General features: G+C 72.2%; 14 protein-coding genes and 2 pseudogenes. 10 read left to right on the forward strand and 6 right to left on the reverse strand.

Going from position 1 to position 15,631, the window contains the following annotated elements:
* Positions 1 to 699 precede the first annotated feature (699 nt).
* Positions 700 to 1,065, reverse strand: coding sequence for a hypothetical protein (locus K4G64_RS32650; protein WP_221759544.1), 366 nt, complete (start codon positions 1,063 to 1,065; stop codon positions 700 to 702).
* 438 nt (positions 1,066 to 1,503) lie between these two features.
* A complete protein-coding gene (locus K4G64_RS32655; protein WP_221759545.1) occupies positions 1,504 to 2,115 on the reverse strand; it encodes an HD domain-containing protein in 612 nt (203 codons plus the stop codon).
* 171 nt (positions 2,116 to 2,286) lie between these two features.
* On the opposite strand from K4G64_RS32655, the gene K4G64_RS32660 reads away from it, so the two are divergent.
* Positions 2,287 to 2,829 (forward strand): hypothetical protein, encoded by a 543-nt coding sequence (locus K4G64_RS32660; protein WP_221759546.1) that lies wholly within the window; start codon positions 2,287 to 2,289, stop codon positions 2,827 to 2,829.
* Between the two features lie 43 nt (positions 2,830 to 2,872).
* On the opposite strand, the gene K4G64_RS32665 is transcribed toward K4G64_RS32660, so the two are convergent.
* The gene (locus tag K4G64_RS32665) at positions 2,873 to 3,832 is read right to left on the reverse strand and encodes an ATP-binding protein (protein ID WP_221759547.1); all 960 of its coding nucleotides are present in this window, start codon (positions 3,830 to 3,832) and stop codon (positions 2,873 to 2,875) included.
* A 173-nt stretch (positions 3,833 to 4,005) separates the two neighbouring features.
* On the opposite strand from K4G64_RS32665, the pseudogene K4G64_RS40710 reads away from it, so the two are divergent.
* A pseudogene (locus K4G64_RS40710) lies at positions 4,006 to 4,323 on the forward strand (ABC transporter substrate-binding protein); the annotation flags it as partial.
* Between the two features lie 48 nt (positions 4,324 to 4,371).
* Here K4G64_RS40710 and K4G64_RS32675 read toward each other — a convergent pair.
* Complete coding sequence (locus K4G64_RS32675; protein ID WP_221759549.1) at positions 4,372 to 5,130, reverse strand: CDP-alcohol phosphatidyltransferase family protein; 759 nt, start codon at positions 5,128 to 5,130, stop codon at positions 4,372 to 4,374.
* 108 nt (positions 5,131 to 5,238) lie between these two features.
* On the opposite strand from K4G64_RS32675, the gene K4G64_RS32680 reads away from it, so the two are divergent.
* From K4G64_RS32680 to K4G64_RS40715, 5 genes and pseudogenes are all read left to right on the forward strand, one after another.
* On the forward strand, positions 5,239 to 6,231 hold the full coding sequence (locus K4G64_RS32680) for a zinc-binding alcohol dehydrogenase (protein WP_221759550.1): 993 nt from the start codon (positions 5,239 to 5,241) through the stop codon (positions 6,229 to 6,231).
* Between the two features lie 159 nt (positions 6,232 to 6,390).
* The gene (locus K4G64_RS32685) at positions 6,391 to 6,789 is read left to right on the forward strand and encodes a 6-carboxytetrahydropterin synthase (RefSeq protein WP_221759551.1); all 399 of its coding nucleotides are present in this window, start codon (positions 6,391 to 6,393) and stop codon (positions 6,787 to 6,789) included.
* Positions 6,786 to 7,991 carry a glycosyltransferase family 4 protein gene (locus K4G64_RS32690; RefSeq protein WP_221759552.1) on the forward strand — a complete coding sequence of 402 codons (1,206 nt, stop codon included), beginning with the start codon at positions 6,786 to 6,788 and terminating at the stop codon, positions 7,989 to 7,991. The genes K4G64_RS32685 and K4G64_RS32690 overlap by 4 nt, the downstream gene beginning before the upstream one ends.
* Positions 7,988 to 9,196: a class I SAM-dependent methyltransferase gene (locus K4G64_RS32695; protein ID WP_221759553.1), complete on the forward strand. Its 1,209-nt coding sequence runs from the start codon at positions 7,988 to 7,990 to the stop codon at positions 9,194 to 9,196. The genes K4G64_RS32690 and K4G64_RS32695 overlap by 4 nt, the downstream gene beginning before the upstream one ends.
* Before the next feature lie 179 nt (positions 9,197 to 9,375).
* Positions 9,376 to 10,311: pseudogene (locus K4G64_RS40715) on the forward strand (lysylphosphatidylglycerol synthase transmembrane domain-containing protein); the annotation flags it as partial.
* Between the two features lie 101 nt (positions 10,312 to 10,412).
* Here K4G64_RS40715 and K4G64_RS32700 read toward each other — a convergent pair.
* Positions 10,413 to 11,141, reverse strand: coding sequence for a creatininase family protein (locus K4G64_RS32700; RefSeq protein ID WP_221759554.1), 729 nt, complete (start codon positions 11,139 to 11,141; stop codon positions 10,413 to 10,415).
* 41 nt (positions 11,142 to 11,182) lie between these two features.
* Between K4G64_RS32700 and ribA the strand changes: the two genes are divergently transcribed.
* The 3 genes from ribA to K4G64_RS32715 all read left to right on the forward strand — a co-directional run bounded on the left by ribA (position 11,183) and on the right by K4G64_RS32715 (position 14,193).
* A complete protein-coding gene (gene ribA, locus K4G64_RS32705; protein WP_221759555.1) occupies positions 11,183 to 11,842 on the forward strand; it encodes a GTP cyclohydrolase II in 660 nt (219 codons plus the stop codon).
* A 142-nt stretch (positions 11,843 to 11,984) separates the two neighbouring features.
* Positions 11,985 to 13,046, forward strand: coding sequence for a saccharopine dehydrogenase (locus K4G64_RS32710; protein ID WP_221759556.1), 1,062 nt, complete (start codon positions 11,985 to 11,987; stop codon positions 13,044 to 13,046).
* Entirely contained in the window at positions 13,036 to 14,193 is a 1,158-nt protein-coding gene (locus K4G64_RS32715) for a saccharopine dehydrogenase family protein (RefSeq protein ID WP_221759557.1), read from the forward strand. Before K4G64_RS32710 ends, K4G64_RS32715 begins: the two co-directional genes overlap by 11 nt.
* Before the next feature lie 6 nt (positions 14,194 to 14,199).
* Here the strand turns inward: K4G64_RS32715 and K4G64_RS32720 are convergent, their stop codons facing one another.
* Positions 14,200 to 15,429, reverse strand: a complete 1,230-nt coding sequence (locus tag K4G64_RS32720) for a serine hydrolase (RefSeq protein WP_221759558.1) — start codon at positions 15,427 to 15,429, stop codon at positions 14,200 to 14,202.
* Positions 15,430 to 15,631 lie beyond the last annotated feature (202 nt).

The raw sequence follows: 15,631 nt of genomic DNA on the forward strand, positions 1-15,631 counted from the left end.
GGTGGGAGGGGGCCGCGGTCTGGGCTCCGGGAGTGGCGGCGGCACACCTGGAACAACACTCCAGGGCCTGCCACCAGCGTCCTGCCCGGTCGGTGATCACGGCCAGGACGACCGGTCCGCCGCACCGCCAGGGTTGTTCGGTACGAGTATGCCTGCCGGTGTCGGGGAGGTGGGCGCGGCAGCCGTCGGCCCGGCAGGCGCAATAGGTACCGGCTCTGGGAGCGGGGGCGGCGCGCAGGTGCGCCTTCAGGTGGGCGACCGCGGCCGTACGGCCTGCCGCCGCGGAGGGCAGACGCCGCTCGGCACAGGCGGGTCGGCTGCACGAGACGCGCACCTCCGAGCTGCCTCGGCCGACGGGGTCCAGACGCACGGTCCACCGGCGCCCCGGCACCCGTTCGTCCAGCTCGCTCCCTGCGGCGGCCTGTGTCATCCCGTTCTTCTTCCGTCTCCCGTGACCTGCATGTCACCGCCGCTCCCTGTTGTGCCGAGAGATGTTCAGGCGGTGGGTCCACGGTATGCGGCACAGGGGTGAAGGGGGATGAAATCGCACAAGGTGAGGGCTTTCGGGTGACAACCCCGTCCGTTTCGGTGAACCCGGGCTCGACGGCCGTCACGACGACGGAGAGACGGGTCCGAACCTGCCTTTCCACCAGCGGACTTGGGCGGCTCCTCTTTTGGAGGGGGGAACTGAGCTGTCGGTCAGCTGCCCTGGTAGCTCGTGGTGCACAGCAGCGTGGCGCCGTCGTCCACCAGGGCGGCCCAGTAGCGCGTCTGGTCGCCTGCCGCCCGGCGGCAGTTGTTCGCGTCGGCGCCCGCCGGGGCGCGGTAGACGCCTGTGATGTGCATGATCTGGTTGTACGGGACGGGTACCGGCTCGCGCCGGCAGGCCACGGCCGTCACCAGGGCGAGGGAGATCGAATCGCCGGACTGCCGGCCGAGAATGCAGTAGTTGGCGTGGTAGACGCGGGTGAGGCAGAGCTTCGTGGTGTCGCCGGTGGCGGCGGACCGGTAGCTCCAGTACGACTTCCCGTAGCCGGTGGGGCAGGCCGTGTTGATGGCGGTCACCTGGACCCGCGCCTGCTCGCCGGCGCAGGACACGGGGTCCGGCGGAGCACCGACCCTCCAGTCGACGCTGGTGGTGCCCCCGCGCCCCGTGTCGTGGACCGCCAGGCAGTCACCGGCCGAGATGGCTTCGAACGCCTCTTCGGTGGGATCCGGAGGAGGTGTCGACGGCTCGGGGGCGGGCTCGTCAGCGCTCCCCTCGCCGGTGTCGGAGTCATCGGGGATGCGGACGGTTGGAGAAGGCGAGTAAGACGGCGTGTCAGGGGCCGGGCTGGAACTGGAGGGGGGCGAGGCGGATGACGTAACCGTAGGTCAACGACGAGACTTGGAAAGGGGGTTTGTCGTGTTTGCCCACCCGGGTGGCGACGCCGGGACACAGGCCGCGATGGGCCGGCCGGGGAGTTCTTCGGGCAGTTCGTCGCAGTCGGCGCCGTGAGTCACCTACGGAGCGGTCACCCGCTGGATGCTGCCGCCGCCCGGCACCGGCACGGTTGAGTCCGGATCGCCGAACTTCCCACGCAGTGCCTGGAAAGCGATCACCTTGTCCTCGCCGAACCGGCGGACGTGGGCGGCGTATTCATCGGGGGAGAGGAACGCCGAGGGCCGGGACTTGGTGTGGAACTTGTCCGCGTACATCACCAGCCTCTCCTCCTCCGTCTCCGCCACGTAGTCGGCGGGAGGGAGGGGCAGCCCTTGACTCGTGATGTCCTGTCGCGTGATTCCCACTCCGGTGTGGTGGGAGCAGAAGCGGCGGAGGGTTTCGGGGAAGCCCTCCGCTTCGAGGATCTCGTGGCCGAGCAGGCCGTGCCGGATGTAGTTCCGGTGGTCCAGGCGCCCCTCGGCGTCGTAGAGGCGGTAGACGCCGATGTCGTGGAGGAGGCAGCCGGCCCGGACCAGGTCGGCGTCGAGGTGAGCGAGGTGGGGCGCCGAAAGGAGCTGCTCGGCGATTGCCCAGACGATCTCGCAGTGCGTGTGGACGAGGGTGAACGCCTCGGCGGTGGGCGCGTACTTCTCGTGCAGCGCCTGGATTTCTGCGGGGCCCGGAATGCTCACCGCAGGAGCGTAACAACCGCCGATCCCGCGGGGCCGACCGGTGACCACGCCGCCTGTTTTCACACGATCGGGTGGTACTGCGAACAAGCGGGCACGGGCCGGCCGTCCGGTCCGTTCGAGCGGGTGACGGGGACTTCTCGTCCATAGCAATCACCGCATCGGGAGCACACCATGGGCCTGCACTTCCACCGCAACCCCGACGGCACGACGACCGGGCGCAACGAGGCCAGCGGCTTCACCATGACGCATGCCGACGAGGAAGAGGTCAAGCGGCGGGTGTACGAGGACGCCGGATGGGAGTACTCGCCTCCACCGCCTCCGCTTCCGCCCGGGTTCCACCGGTTCTCACTGGTGCACGAGGAGGCCCGGGCGTCGGGGTTCGGGGACGAGAGGTACGCGGGCCTGCGGGCGCGTCCACCCGAGGGGTGTGTGCCGGTCGACCGGGGGTGCTTCGCCCTGGAGTGCGAGCGGCCGGGCAGGACGCTCGTGGACGCGGTCGCCGGTACCGTCGCGGAGGTTCGGCGGGAGCACGGGCTGGTGATGAACAGTCTGGGTGTCGAGAAACCCCACGAATGGTTCGGCGGCGACAACAAGGACGGGCACGCGGCGGAGACCGTCGCGCACCTGATGCTGACGGCAGCCGCCCGCGCCCGGCTGCTCGGGTACGGGCGCAAGGACCTGGTCCGGCTGCTCGATGCCACGGGGATCGAGTAGCCGGAGGAGGGGGACGGGGTGGGTGTGGTGCGCCCAGGCCACCTCAGGGCTGAGTGGTCCGCCCAGGGACGAAGTCCGGGTCCACCTGTGCCGCCAGGTCCTCGCCCGTACGCGCGTCGGCCCAGGCCCGGACGTTGCGCAGGTGGAACTCGACCGCGTGGCGGTGCAGGCGGTCCCAGTCGCGGGGGTGGGAGTCGACCGCCTCGCGCAGGACGCGGAGGGCGTGGCGGTTGTGCGGTTCCAGCGACGCCAGGGCATGCGGGCCGGGCTCGGTGCGGCCCTGCTCGGCCGCGCGGACCCAGGGGGAGTGGACCAGGTGGGTCAGGAGGTCGTCGCCCACCTGCTCCTTGAGGAAGAGCAGATCGTCCTCGCAGGTCACCTTGTTGCCGACGACCGCGATACGGATCCCGAACTGCTCGGCGTGGTCGCGGTACTGGCGGTAGACCGAGACTCCCTTGCGGGTGGGTTCGGCCACGAGGAACGTGATGTCGAAGCGGGTGAACAGGCCCGAGGCGAAGGCGTCCGCGCCCGCCGTCATGTCGACCACGACGTACTCGCCCGGGCCGTCCAGCAGATGGCTCAGATACAGCTCCACCGCACCCAGCTTGGAGTGGTAGCAGGCCACGCCCAAGTCCGACTCGTCGAACTCGCCCGTCACCATGAGGGGGACGCCGCCCGCCCGGCCGACGTGCCGCCCGTGCAGTTCGTCGTCGCCGAGCGGACGGAGGAGGCGTGAACCGCGGCCGGGCGGGGTCGTCTTGATCATCGCCTCGGCAGAGGGGATGCGGGGGTTGTCGCCCCGCAGGAACTGCTTGATCTCGGACACGTGGGTGCCCAGGGGAGGGGCCGGCACCTCCTCGCCGCCGAGCGCCTCGGCCAGGTGCTGATTGATGTCGCCGTCGATGGCGAGGACCGGGGCGCCGGAGCGCGCCAGGTGGCGGGAGAAGAGTGCGGACAGGGTGGTCTTGCCGCTGCCGCCCTTGCCGACGAACGCGATCCTCACGGCCGCTCCACCGTTTTGAAAATGGATGTCATGTGACTAGGTTTAGGGAGTTCTTCGTGTCGGTGTCAAATCGCTTACTCCGTATGGGATTTGGTGGCTCCCGTGGGCGGGATCACCCGGTTGAACGGCGTGTTCCGCTTGTTGCCCATGCTGTGCAAGCGCGTGATCAGAGCATCAAGAGCCGCGAGTACTCACGGCTGGAGAACGACGCGCTCGCCGGGACGTTCGACGCGTTCATCGGCGCCCGCAACAGCCTCCTGGAGACCGGCGACCCCGTCGGCGCCCTCGGCAGCGACTACACCTGCGACGGCGGGTACAACCTGGCCCGACTGTGCGACAAGAAGGTCGACCGGGCCGTCGCCGAGGCCGTGGGGACCGACAGCACCGGTGAGCGACAGGACGCCGCCATGGCCGCCGAGGCCGCGATCCTCGGTACGGACGCGGTCGTGCCGCTGGCCCACCATCAGATCATCGCCGGCGTCTCCGGTACCGCACATCGAGGAGGCCCGCGGCCGGTTCGGGTCGTGACCGGCCGGCTGTCAGCCGGCGACCAGCTCGCGAACCTGCCGCGAGGCCGGGCTCTCCTCGATCCGCGAGGTCCGGTACAGCCACAGCACGTCCCGCCCGAACGACCAGACCAGCAGGCCCAGCGCCAGGGCCGCGACCCCGAAATTGGCCGCGTACGGCAGCAGATCGGCGCCCGCCAGGAGCAGCAGCACACCCTGGAGCGCGGCGACGGTCTTGCGGGCGGTGCTCGGCGGGAGCGCGGCCGTCAGCCAGGGCCACACCTTGGCCGCGGCGACGAAGACGTAGCGCATGCCGCCGATCAGCAGCACCCACGGGCCCAGTTGCATCGACACGTACACGCTCAGCACCAGGATCAGGAACGCGTCGACCTCCATGTCGAAGCGTGCTCCCAGCGGGGTCGAGGTCCCGGTGCGGCGGGCGACTTTGCCGTCGACGCCGTCGAGGATCAGCGCCACCGCCGTCAGGCCGACGAACAGCGACACCGGCGGTGAGCTCTGGAAGGAGTCGGCGACCAGGGCCGTGACCCCGCCGACGAGGGTGGCCCGGCCCAGGGTGACCCGGTTGGCCGCGCCGAACGAGCGCAGCCGCGAGCGGTGCAGGGCCCGGGAGAGCACCGCCCAGGTGGCGATCGCGAACGCGAGGCCGCTGAGCCAGCCCGCCGGCCCCATCCCGATCGCCGTGCCGATCAGGGCCAGCAGCAGGACCTGCACACCCGCCCCCAGGGCGGTCTCCTGCTGGAGCCTCGCGTCGTACGTGTTGTTCAGGGCCACCGAACACCCTCCGGCCGTGTGACAGAGTCGATCAACGCCGCTACCTTGTGCGCGGCCTGTGCACCCCTCGGTACGCAAGCAGCTTCCCGATCGTTCAGGAGGACTTCGATGAAGCACACCGCACGGGCGTTCTGGATCGACTCGCCTGGGCGAGGCGACATCCGGGATGTCACCCTGCCGGCGCCCGCCGAGGGCGAGGTGCTGGTCCGCACGCTGTTCTCCGGTGTGAGCCGCGGCACCGAGACGCTCGTCTTCCGCGGCGGGGTGCCCGTCAGCCAGCACACGGCCATGCGCGCCCCGTTCCAGGAGGGCGACTTCCCCGGCCCGGTGAAGTACGGCTACCTCAACGTCGGCGTGGTGGAGGAGGGCCCCGCGGCACTCAAGGGCCGCACCGTGTTCTGCCTCTACCCGCACCAGACGCGCTACGTGGTCCCCGCCACCGCGGTCACCCCCGTCCCGGACACCGTGCCCGCCGAACGGGCCGTGCTTGCCGGGACCGTGGAGACCGCGGTCAACGCCCTGTGGGACGCCGCGCCGCTGGTCGGCGACCGGATCGCCGTGGTGGGCGGCGGCATGGTCGGCTGCTCGGTGGCCGCCCTGCTCGCCCGGTTTCCCGGCGTCCGTGTGCAGTTGGTCGACGCCGACCCGTCCCGCGCGAAGATCGCCGAGGCGCTCGGCGTCGGTTTCGCCACCCCCGAGGACGCCGACGGGGACCGCGACCTCGTCGTGCACGCCAGCGCCACCGAACAGGGCCTCGCCAGGTCCCTGGAACTCCTCACCGCCGAGGGGACCGTCCTCGAACTCAGCTGGTACGGCGACCGGCAGGTCAGCCTCCCGCTCGGCGAGGCCTTCCACTCCCGGCGGCTCGTCATCCGCAGCAGCCAGGTCGGCACCGTCTCCCCGGCCCGACCCAACCGCACCTATGCCGACCGGCTCGCCGTCGCCCTGGACCTGCTCGCCGACCCCGCGCTCGACGCCCTCATCACCGGCGAATCCCCCTTCGAGGAGCTGCCGGACGTGCTGCCCAGGCTGGTCTCCGGCGAGGTCCCCGCGCTGTGCCACCGCGTCCGTTACGCCGAGAGCGAGCGACGCATCGGCTGACGATTCGTTCCATCCGGTACAACTTCGCCACGACAAGAGCGCCTGACCTGAGAAAAGCCGTACGGAAGGCTGAACAAGGGAAGGCAACGAGCCGTACTACTCGGCATCCCCGGCACCCGAGAGCGGGGAGCAGACGCGCCGCACCTGGAGGGTCGTCCGTTGTTCAGCATCACCGTCCGCGATCACATCATGATCGCCCACAGCTTCCGTGGCGACGTCTTCGGACCGGCCCAGCGCCTGCACGGGGCCACGTTCCTCGTGGACGCCACGTTCCGGCGCGAGCAGCTGGACGAGGACAACATCGTCGTCGACATCGGGCTGGCCACCCAGGAGCTCGGCGCGGTCGTCAGCGAGCTGAACTACCGCAATCTCGACAACGAGCCCGACTTCGCGGGGATCAACACCTCCACGGAGTTCCTCGCCAAGGTCATCGCCGACCGGCTCGCCGAGCGCATCCACAAGGGGGCGCTGGGCGAGGGCGCCAAGGGCATCGCCGGCCTCACCGTCACGCTGCACGAGTCGCACATCGCCTGGGCGAGTTACGAGCGTGCGTTGTGACCGACACGACGATCGAACGGCCCGGGCAGCCCGGACCGGCGCCGGCGCGGCTGAATTATGTTCCCGTGCAGCACGCTCCCCTGAAGAACGCCGAGATCATCCCCATGTCCCTGCGCACCGTGCACTTCGTGCTGCCGGGCGGCGTCGACGACCCGACGGCTCCGAGCGGCGGCAACGCCTACGACCGCCGCGTGTGCCTCGACCTGCCCGGCTTCGGCTGGCAGGTGACCAAGCACGCCGTGGCCGGCGACTGGCCCCGGCCCGGAGCCGACGCCCGTACGGAACTGGCGGGCGCCCTGGCCGCGTTGCCCGACGGGGCCGTCGTGCTCCTCGACGGGCTGGTGGCCTGCGGCGTGCCGGAGATCGTCGTGCCCGAGGCGGAACGGCTGCGCATGGCCGTCCTCGTCCATCTCCCGCTCGGCGACGAGACGGGGCTCGACGCGGAGGTGGCCGCCGAGCTGGACGCCAAGGAGCGGACGGTGCTGCGGGCGGTGCCGGCGGTGATCGCCACCAGCGACTGGGCGGTCCGCCGCCTGGTCTCCCACCACGGCCTTCCCCCCGAGCGCGTCCATGTCGCCGCCCCCGGCGCCGACATCGCGCCGCTCGCGCCCGGCACCGACGGGATGTCACGCCTGCTGTGCGTGGCCGCCGTGACCCCGCGCAAGGGCCAGCACCGGCTGGTGGAGGCGCTGGCCGCGGTGCGCGACCTGCCGTGGAGCTGCGTGTGTGTCGGGAGCCTGACCCAGGAACCGGAGTACGTCGCCCACTTGCGGTCCCTCATCGAGAAGCACGGCCTGAAGGACCGGCTGGAGCTCGCTGGTCCGAAGTCCGGCCCCGCGCTGGACGCCGCCTACGCCACCGCCGACCTGATGGTGCTCGCCTCCTACGCCGAGACGTACGGCATGGCGGTGACCGAGTCCCTGGCCCGGGGCATCCCGGTGATGGCCACGGACGTCGGCGGGCTGCCGGAGGCGGTCGGCCGCGCGCCCGACGGCGGGGTGCCCGGCATCCTCGTCCCGCCGGAGAACCCCGCCGCCATCGCCGCCGAACTGCGCGGCTGGTTCGGCGAGGCGGACGTACGGCGCCGTCTGAAGGCCGCCGCCCGCAGCCGCCGCGCCGCCCTCGGCGGCTGGGCGACGACCGCACAGAGCCTGGCCGCGGTACTGCGCCGGCTCCCGACCGAACCCCGGAGGGCCGCATGACGAACCCGGCGACGACGACCCAGCAGAGCGGGGCGATTCCGGCGCAGCCCGGTCCGAGGGAGGTCACGGGAGTGACGGACAGCGCGACGCCGGGCACGAAGCCCGGCTCGGGACAGGCCGTGGCAGCGGGCGTCCAAGGCGTGGTCTCCGGCGGGCAGTCCGGGCGGGGGCAGGCCGCCGAGACCACGCTCCCGAGCGTGGGCATCGGCGGCGAGTCCGCAGCCCGGTCGACCGGGAACGCCGCGGTCCCGGGCCTCGGCTCCAGCGTGGCGTTCGGCCCGGGGCACGTCCCCGGGGCCGTCATCCCCGGCGCCGGCCCCAGCGGCAAGCCCGGCTCGCGGCCGACCGTCAAGTTGCGTGAGGCGGGCCCGGACGATCCGCCCCGGTACGCGCCCGAGTGGCTGGAGCTGCGCGAACCGGCCGACGCCGCCGCGCGGGCGCACGACCTGCTCGACCCCCTGCGGATCCGGCTCGCCAACATGCCGCGCAAGTCGGGCGTCGTCATCCACGACCTGGGCTGCGGCACCGGTTCGATGGGCCGCTGGCTCGCGCCCTGCCTGGACGGCGCCCAGCACTGGATCCTGCACGACCGCGACCCCTACCTGCTGCACTTCGCCGCCGTCTCCTCCCCGCGCTCGGCCGCCGACGGCAGCCGGGTCACCGTGGAGACGCGCCGCGGTGACGTCGCCCGCCTCACCCCGGACGCCCTGCAGGGTGCGTCCCTGGTGACCGCGTCCGCCCTGCTGGACGTCCTCACCCGGGAGGAGATCGACGCTCTCGCCGCCGCGTGCACCGGGGCCGGCTGCCCCGCCCTGCTGACGCTGTCCGTCGCCGGGCGGGTCGAACTGAGCCCGTCCCACCCGCTGGACGCGGAGTTGACCCAGGCGTTCAACGACCACCAGCGCCGCGACGGCCTGCTCGGCCCCGACGCGGTCACGGCGGCGGCCGAGGCGTTCTCCGAGCACGGCGCGACCGTACGGCTGCACCCGAGCCCCTGGCGGCTGGGACCCGAGCAGGCTGCGCTCACCGAGCAGTGGCTGCGCGGCTGGGTCGGCGCGGCCGTCGAGGAGCGCCCCGAGCTGCGGGCGGAGGCCGACGTCTACCTGACCAACCGGCTGGCCGCCCTCGCCGCGGGTGAGCTGAGCGTCACCGTCCACCACGTCGACCTCCTGGCCCTGTCCCGCCCGGGGGGCGGAGCGTCATGAGCCCCCAGGCGACGGGAACGCGCCCGCGCACCACGCCCACGGAGAGCCCCCGGGTGCCCGCGAACGCCGGTGGTGTCCGGGTGCCCGCGGCATCCGCCGCGGCCGTCGCGGCCCGCACGGACGTGGTCGTGCCGCGCCCGGCCGCCGGCGACAGGAGCGAGCCCGTCGCCCCGGGCCGAATGGCCGAAGCCCCGGCGGGTACCGGTGCGTCGGCCTCCGGCCCCCTCCGTACGGCCCTGGCCCGCCTCGGCTCTCCGAGGGTCCGTACGCACCTCGGCACCGTCGCCGGGATCGCCATCCTGGGCGTGCTGTTCTGGCGGCTGGGCACCGGCGTCTTCCTGGACGGGCTGCGGCGGATCGACGGGACGTCGCTGCTGCTCGCGCTCGGCATCGGCCTCGTCACCACCGTGTGCAGCGCGTGGCGGTGGGCGATCGTGGCCCGGGGACTCAGGATCCGGCTGCCGTTCGGGCCGGCGGTCGCGGACTACTACCGCGCCCTGTTCCTGAACGCGGCCCTGCCCGGCGGTGTCCTCGGCGATGTGCACCGGGCCGTGCGGCACGGGCAGAGCGAGGGGGACGTGCGGCGGGGCGTGAAGGCCGTCGTCCTCGAACGGGCCGCCGGGCAGATCGCGTTGTTCGCCGTCGGGGCCGTCGTCCTGCTGACGATGCCGTCCCCGGTGCTGGCCGAGTCCCGGCACGTCGCCCCGCTCGCGGCCTTGGCCGTCCTCGGGGCACTCGCCGTCGTCCTCGCCCTGCGCATGAACCGCCCCGCGCGCTCCCGGCGTGGCCACAGGCTGCGCGCGGTCCTCGCCGAAACCCGCCACGGGCTGCTGTCGCGGGAGAACGGGCCCGCAGTGGTTGTCTCCTCCCTGGTGGTGCTGGCAGGTTACGTCGCGATGTTCGTACTCGCCGCCCGTGTCGCCGGGACCGCCGCCTCCGTGGCCGTCCTGCTGCCCCTCGCCGTTCTCGCCCTGCTGGCGATGGGCCTGCCGCTCAACGTCGGCGGCTGGGGGCCCCGAGAGGGCGTCACCGCCTGGGCGTTCGGCGCGGCGGGCCTGGGCGCCGGCCGGGGGCTGGCCGTCGCGGTCGTCTACGGGGTGCTCAGCCTCGTGGCCAGCCTGCCCGGCCTGATCGTGCTCGTCGCCCGCTGGTACGCGGGCGTGCGGGCCGGGGCCACCGCTCAGGCCCCGGCACCCGCCCCCGCGCCGCAGGGTGACTACGCGTCGGAGGTCAGCATCGAGAAATACGCCCCGAAGGAATCCGCGAGGCTCGCCAGGAGTTCCTTCCCCTTTTCCGCCGAACCCAGCGAAGGACGGCCGATGACACCGGAATCGGTATAGCCGGACATGCCGAGGGTGAGCAGATGACGCCGGTCGTCAGCGATGAAATCGGAAGTCTCATAACCGGGACGGAGCATTTCGGGATGAGCGTGCAGAAGGATGGAGGTCTCGATTTCCCCCGCGTGCATGTCGGTGAGCAGCGAGGTGACCACACCCGCCCGCTCGCGCGCCGCCTCCCAGTCCTCCGCGGCCGGGAAGAGCGCCATCCGCTCGCCGCGGGCGGAGGACTCCTGAACCACGTTGCCCAGCACGTAGTTTCCGCCGTGCCCGTTGACCACCACCAGGACGTCGACCCCGGACCGGCGCAGCGAAGCCGCAATGTCCCGTACCACCGCATGAAGGGTCACCGAGGAGATGCTGACGGTCCCCGGCCAGGCCGCGTGCTCGTGCGAGCACGAGATCGTCACCGGAGGAAGGAGGTGCACCGGGTACGCGCCGGCTATCTCCCGCGCGACGGCACAGGCGACGAGCGTGTCGGTCGCCAGCGGGAGGTACGCACCGTGCTGCTCGAAGCTCCCCACGGGAAGCACCGCGACCTGCCGTGAGACACCGGCGCCCCGCGTCCGTACGTCTTCCGTGGTGTCCGCCGGCACCAGATCACTCATAACGTCACGGCCTTTCGTCTCTGCTTAGGAACTCGAGAATCATGACAGACAACATTGGCGTACTCGGCAAGAAGGCACCGCAGCGGACCGGCGTGGAACGCGTCGTGAATGCCCCCTTGCCCACCGTGTACGGGAAATTCCAGGCGATCGGCTACATGGACCACGACCGCGGCGACGAACAGGTCGCGCTGGTCTACGGCGAGATCGGCACGGACGACGTCCTCATCCGGCTGCACTCGGAGTGCCTGACGGGTGACGCCTTCGGCTCCCAGCACTGCGAGTGCGGCGACCAGCTCGACGCCGCCCTGCGCGCGGTCGTCTCCGAGGGCGCGGGCGTCGTGGTCTACCTCAGAGGGCATGAAGGCCGCGGCATCGGCCTGCTCGGCAAGCTGCGCGCGATGGCCCTGCAGGCGGAGGGCCTGGACACCGTCGAGGCCAACCTCGCCCTCGGCCTGCCGGTCGACGCCCGCGACTACGGTGTCGCCGCCCGGATCCTGAAGGATCTCGGCGTGCGGTCGGTGCGGCTGATGTCCAACAACCCGCGCAAGCGCGAGGCGCTGGTGGACCACGGCATCACCGTCGCCGAGACGGTGCCGCTGCTGATCCCGCCGTGCGAGAACAACATCACCTATCTGCGCACCAAGCGGGAACGCCTCGACCACCACCTGCCCCACCTGGACGCGGTGGTCAGCTCCTCCTGACCGCTCGACCTGGTTCCGGTTCCCGACGTGACCTGGGCGAATCCGTGCGCGACCCGCAGGCGGGCCGCGTACGCTTCGTGGACGTCCGCCCCAGAAGCGTCGGCCCCCAGCGGCCGACGCCTCACGCCGGAGGCCCACTGGGATGACCGAGCTCCATCTGTGGCTGCGCCACGAGGCCCGCACGACCGAGCGACGCACTCCGATCGTTCCCGACGACGCCCGGCGGCTCGTCGGGAACGGAGTGGAACTGACCGTCGAGGAGTCCCCGCAGCGGGTCTTCCCGATCGAGGAGTACGAGGAGGCCGGCTGCCGTGTCGCCCCGGCGGGCTCCTGGGTGACGGCGCCCCGGGACGCCGTGGTGCTCGGCCTGAAGGAACTGCCCGAGGACCCGGCCGAGCTGACACACCGGCACATCTTCTTCGGCCACGCCTACAAGGGGCAGCCGGGAGCGGCGGAGCTGCTGGGCCGGTTCGCCGCCGGGGGCGGAGCGCTGTTCGACCTGGAGTATCTGGTGGACGACACCGGACGACGCCTGGCCGCCTTCGGTTTCTGGGCGGGCTATCTGGGCGCCGCCCTCGCCGTGCTCCGGCAACGGGGCCGGCTGCGGGCGCCCCTGACACCGACCACCAAGGAAGACCTGGACGAAACGCTGAAGCCCGCCGCCGACGACGCCGGGTTCACCGGCCTCGTCATCGGCGCCCTGGGCCGCAGCGGCCGCGGCGCCCGCGCGGCCTTCGCCACCGCCGGTGTCGACCCGACCTGCTGGGACCTCGCCGAGACCCGGGACCTGGACCGCCCCGCCCTGCTGCGGCACGACGTGATGGTGAACGCGGTCCTCGCCACCACCCCCGTCCCGCCCTTCGTGCGCGAACAGGACCTCGACACCCCGGACCGCCGACTGCGCACCCTGTGCGACGTGACCTGCGACGTCGGTTCCCCGCTCAACGTCCTCCCGGTGTACGACGAGACCACCACCTGGGACGAGCCCGTACGGCGGCTGCGCGACGCACCCCCGCTCGACCTCATCGCCATCGACAACCTGCCCTCCCTGCTGCCGCTGGAGTCCAGCACCGACTTCTCGGCCGCCCTCGTGCCTCACCTGCTCGACTTCGGAGTCTTTGGACCCTGGGGGCGTTGCCTGGACCGGTTCCGTGACGCGTCCCGAGCCCACGGCCTCGACGAGGGGGATTCTCTTGAGCACTGAGGCGGCGACGGCGAGCGGCACCGTGCACTGGATCGGCGCGGGCCTGTCCACGGGCAGCGGTCTCGCGGCGCTGTGCGACACGGCCGAGCGGGTCCGGCTCTGGCACCGCACCGAGAGCCGGGCCGCCGACGCCCTCGCCCGGCTGGACCTCACCGGCCGGGCCGAGCCCCGCGCCTACACGCTGCCCGCGCTCGCCGCCGAACTCGCGCCGGGCGATGTCGTCGTGTCGATGCTGCCCGCCCCCGAGCACGCCCCGCTCCTGGCGGAGTGCGTACGGCGGGGGGCGCACTTCGCGTGCTCCAGCTATGTGTCGGACGCGGTGCTGGAGCACGTGCCCGCCGCCGGGAAGTCCGGGCTCGTCGTCCTCACCGAGGCCGGGCTCGACCCTGGCATCGACCACCTCTTCGCCCACGCCCTGATCGCCCGGGCCCGGGAGGCCATCGGCGACGACACGCCCGCCTCGTACACCCTCACGTCGTACTGCGGCGGAGTCCCCGCCGTCCCGAACGACTTCACGTACCGCTTCAGCTGGGCCCCCGCGGGAGTCCTCAACGCCCTGCGCTCCCCGGCCCGTTACCTCGAGGACGGTGTGCCGACGGTCGCCGAGCGGCCGTGGGAGGCGACCCGGCGGCATGTCGTCGACGGGGAGACCTTCGAGGTCTACCCCAACCGCGACAGTGTCCCGTTCATCGCGCAGTACGGGCTGCCTCACGCCTGGACGGCGCGGACGTTCGTGCGCGGCACCCTGCGGCTGGAGGGCTGGCTGCGCGCCTGGGACGGTGTGTTCGAGGAGCTCAGGGCCGGCGACGACGACCGCATCGCCGCCCTGGCCCGGGAACTGGCCGCCGCCTACCCCACCAAGGACGACGACCACGACCGGGTCGTTCTCGCTGTGTCGCTGGACGTGCGGGCCGAGTCCGGGCGGACCTGGGCGGGTGGCTGTCTGATGGACCTGGTGGGCGATGCGCGGGAGAGCGCGATGGCCCGCTGTGTCTCGCGGACCCTCGCCCTGGGCGTCCGTCACATCCTGGACGGCTCCCTGCCGCCGGGCCTGAACCGCGCCGCCGAGACGGCCGCCCGGTCCGAGCAGTGGCTGGGTGAACTCGCGCAAGAGGGAGTGGAGTTCACCCTGCGGGTCGGCCGGTAGCGGGCGTCAGTCCGACAGGGCCTCGTGGACCATCCGCTTGAGGTCCTTGAAGACCGAGTGGGAGGTCCTGGGCCGCACCTGGGTCATGAACTGCACCGTCAGGTCGCGGCCCGGGTCGACCCAGAACGTCGTGGTGGCCACTCCGCTCCAGCCGAAGGCGCCGAGTCCGGTCGGCACCAGGGTGCGGGAGGGATCGATCACCACGGAGCAGTTGAAGCCGAAGCCGAGCCCGTCGTTGCCGGGCTCGTCGTGGGCGGGGCGGCTGCCGAAGGCCCGCAGGTCGGCTCCGCCGGGCAGATGGTTGCGGGTCATCAGGTCCACGGTCGACGGGGCGAGCAGCCGCACGCCGTCGAGTTCGCCCCGGCGGCGCAGCATCTCCATGAAGCGGTGGTAGTCGTGGGCCGAGCACACCATGCCGCCGCTGCCCGAGAGGAACCGCGGCCGGCCGCGCAGCGGGAGCCCCGGAATCGGCTCGATGCCGCCGCCGTCCTTCTCCCCGTACATCTCGGAGAGCCGGGGCGCCTGCGCGTCCGTGACGTGGAAGCCGGCGTCCGTCATGCCGAGAGGCCCGAAGATCCGCTCGGCGCAGAACACGTCGAGCGGCTGCCCGGACACGACCTCGATGATCCGGCCCAGGACGTTGGCGGCCACCGAGTAGTTCCACTCGGTGCCCGGCTCGAACTGCAGCGGCAGGCTCGCATACACCTCGATGGTCTCGGCCAGGTCCGCACCCGGCGGCACCGAGGACTCCAGGCGGGCCTCGCGGTACAGGGCGTCGACCGGGTGGGCGTGGTAGAAGCCGAAGGTCAGGCCCGAGGTGTGGGTCATCAGGTGCCGGACGCGTATGGGGCCGTCGGCGGGGCGGGTCTCCATGTCGGCCCCGGACCCGCCGACGTAGACCCGGGGGTCGGCGAACGCGGGCAGGTGGTCGGCGACCGGGTCGTCCGGGGACAGTCGGCCCTCCTCCACGAGCAGCAGCGCGGCGACCGCGGTGACCGGCTTCGTCATGGAGTAGACCCGCCACAGGGTGTCGGGTTCGACCGGGAGACCGGCCGCGATGTCGCGCCGCCCGTGCGTCGCGAGGTGCGCGACGCGCCCGCCCCGGGCGACGGAGACCAGGAAGCCCGGCAGACGCCCTTCGTCGACCAGCCGGGCGAAGTGCCGGTCCAGGCGGCCCAGCACCTGCGGATCCAGCCCGGCCTCACCCGGATCGACCTCTTGTCGCAGCTGTGCCATGGCTCGTCTCCCGTCGCGCTCGTAGAGATGAGATCCGGCATACCCCACCCGGACCGCCTCAGACCCCATCGGGGCGCAGGTACGGTTCATGATCGCGCAAGAACGGGTGAGCGGGGCCCGGGGCAACGCCCCCTTAGGGGCGTTGCCCCGGGCCCCGCTCACCCGTTCTTGCGCGATCATGAACCGTACCTGCGCCCCGATG

This window comes from Streptomyces sp. WAC04114 (assembly GCF_019733245.1).
Taxonomy (GTDB): domain Bacteria; phylum Actinomycetota; class Actinomycetes; order Streptomycetales; family Streptomycetaceae; genus Streptomyces; species Streptomyces massasporeus_A.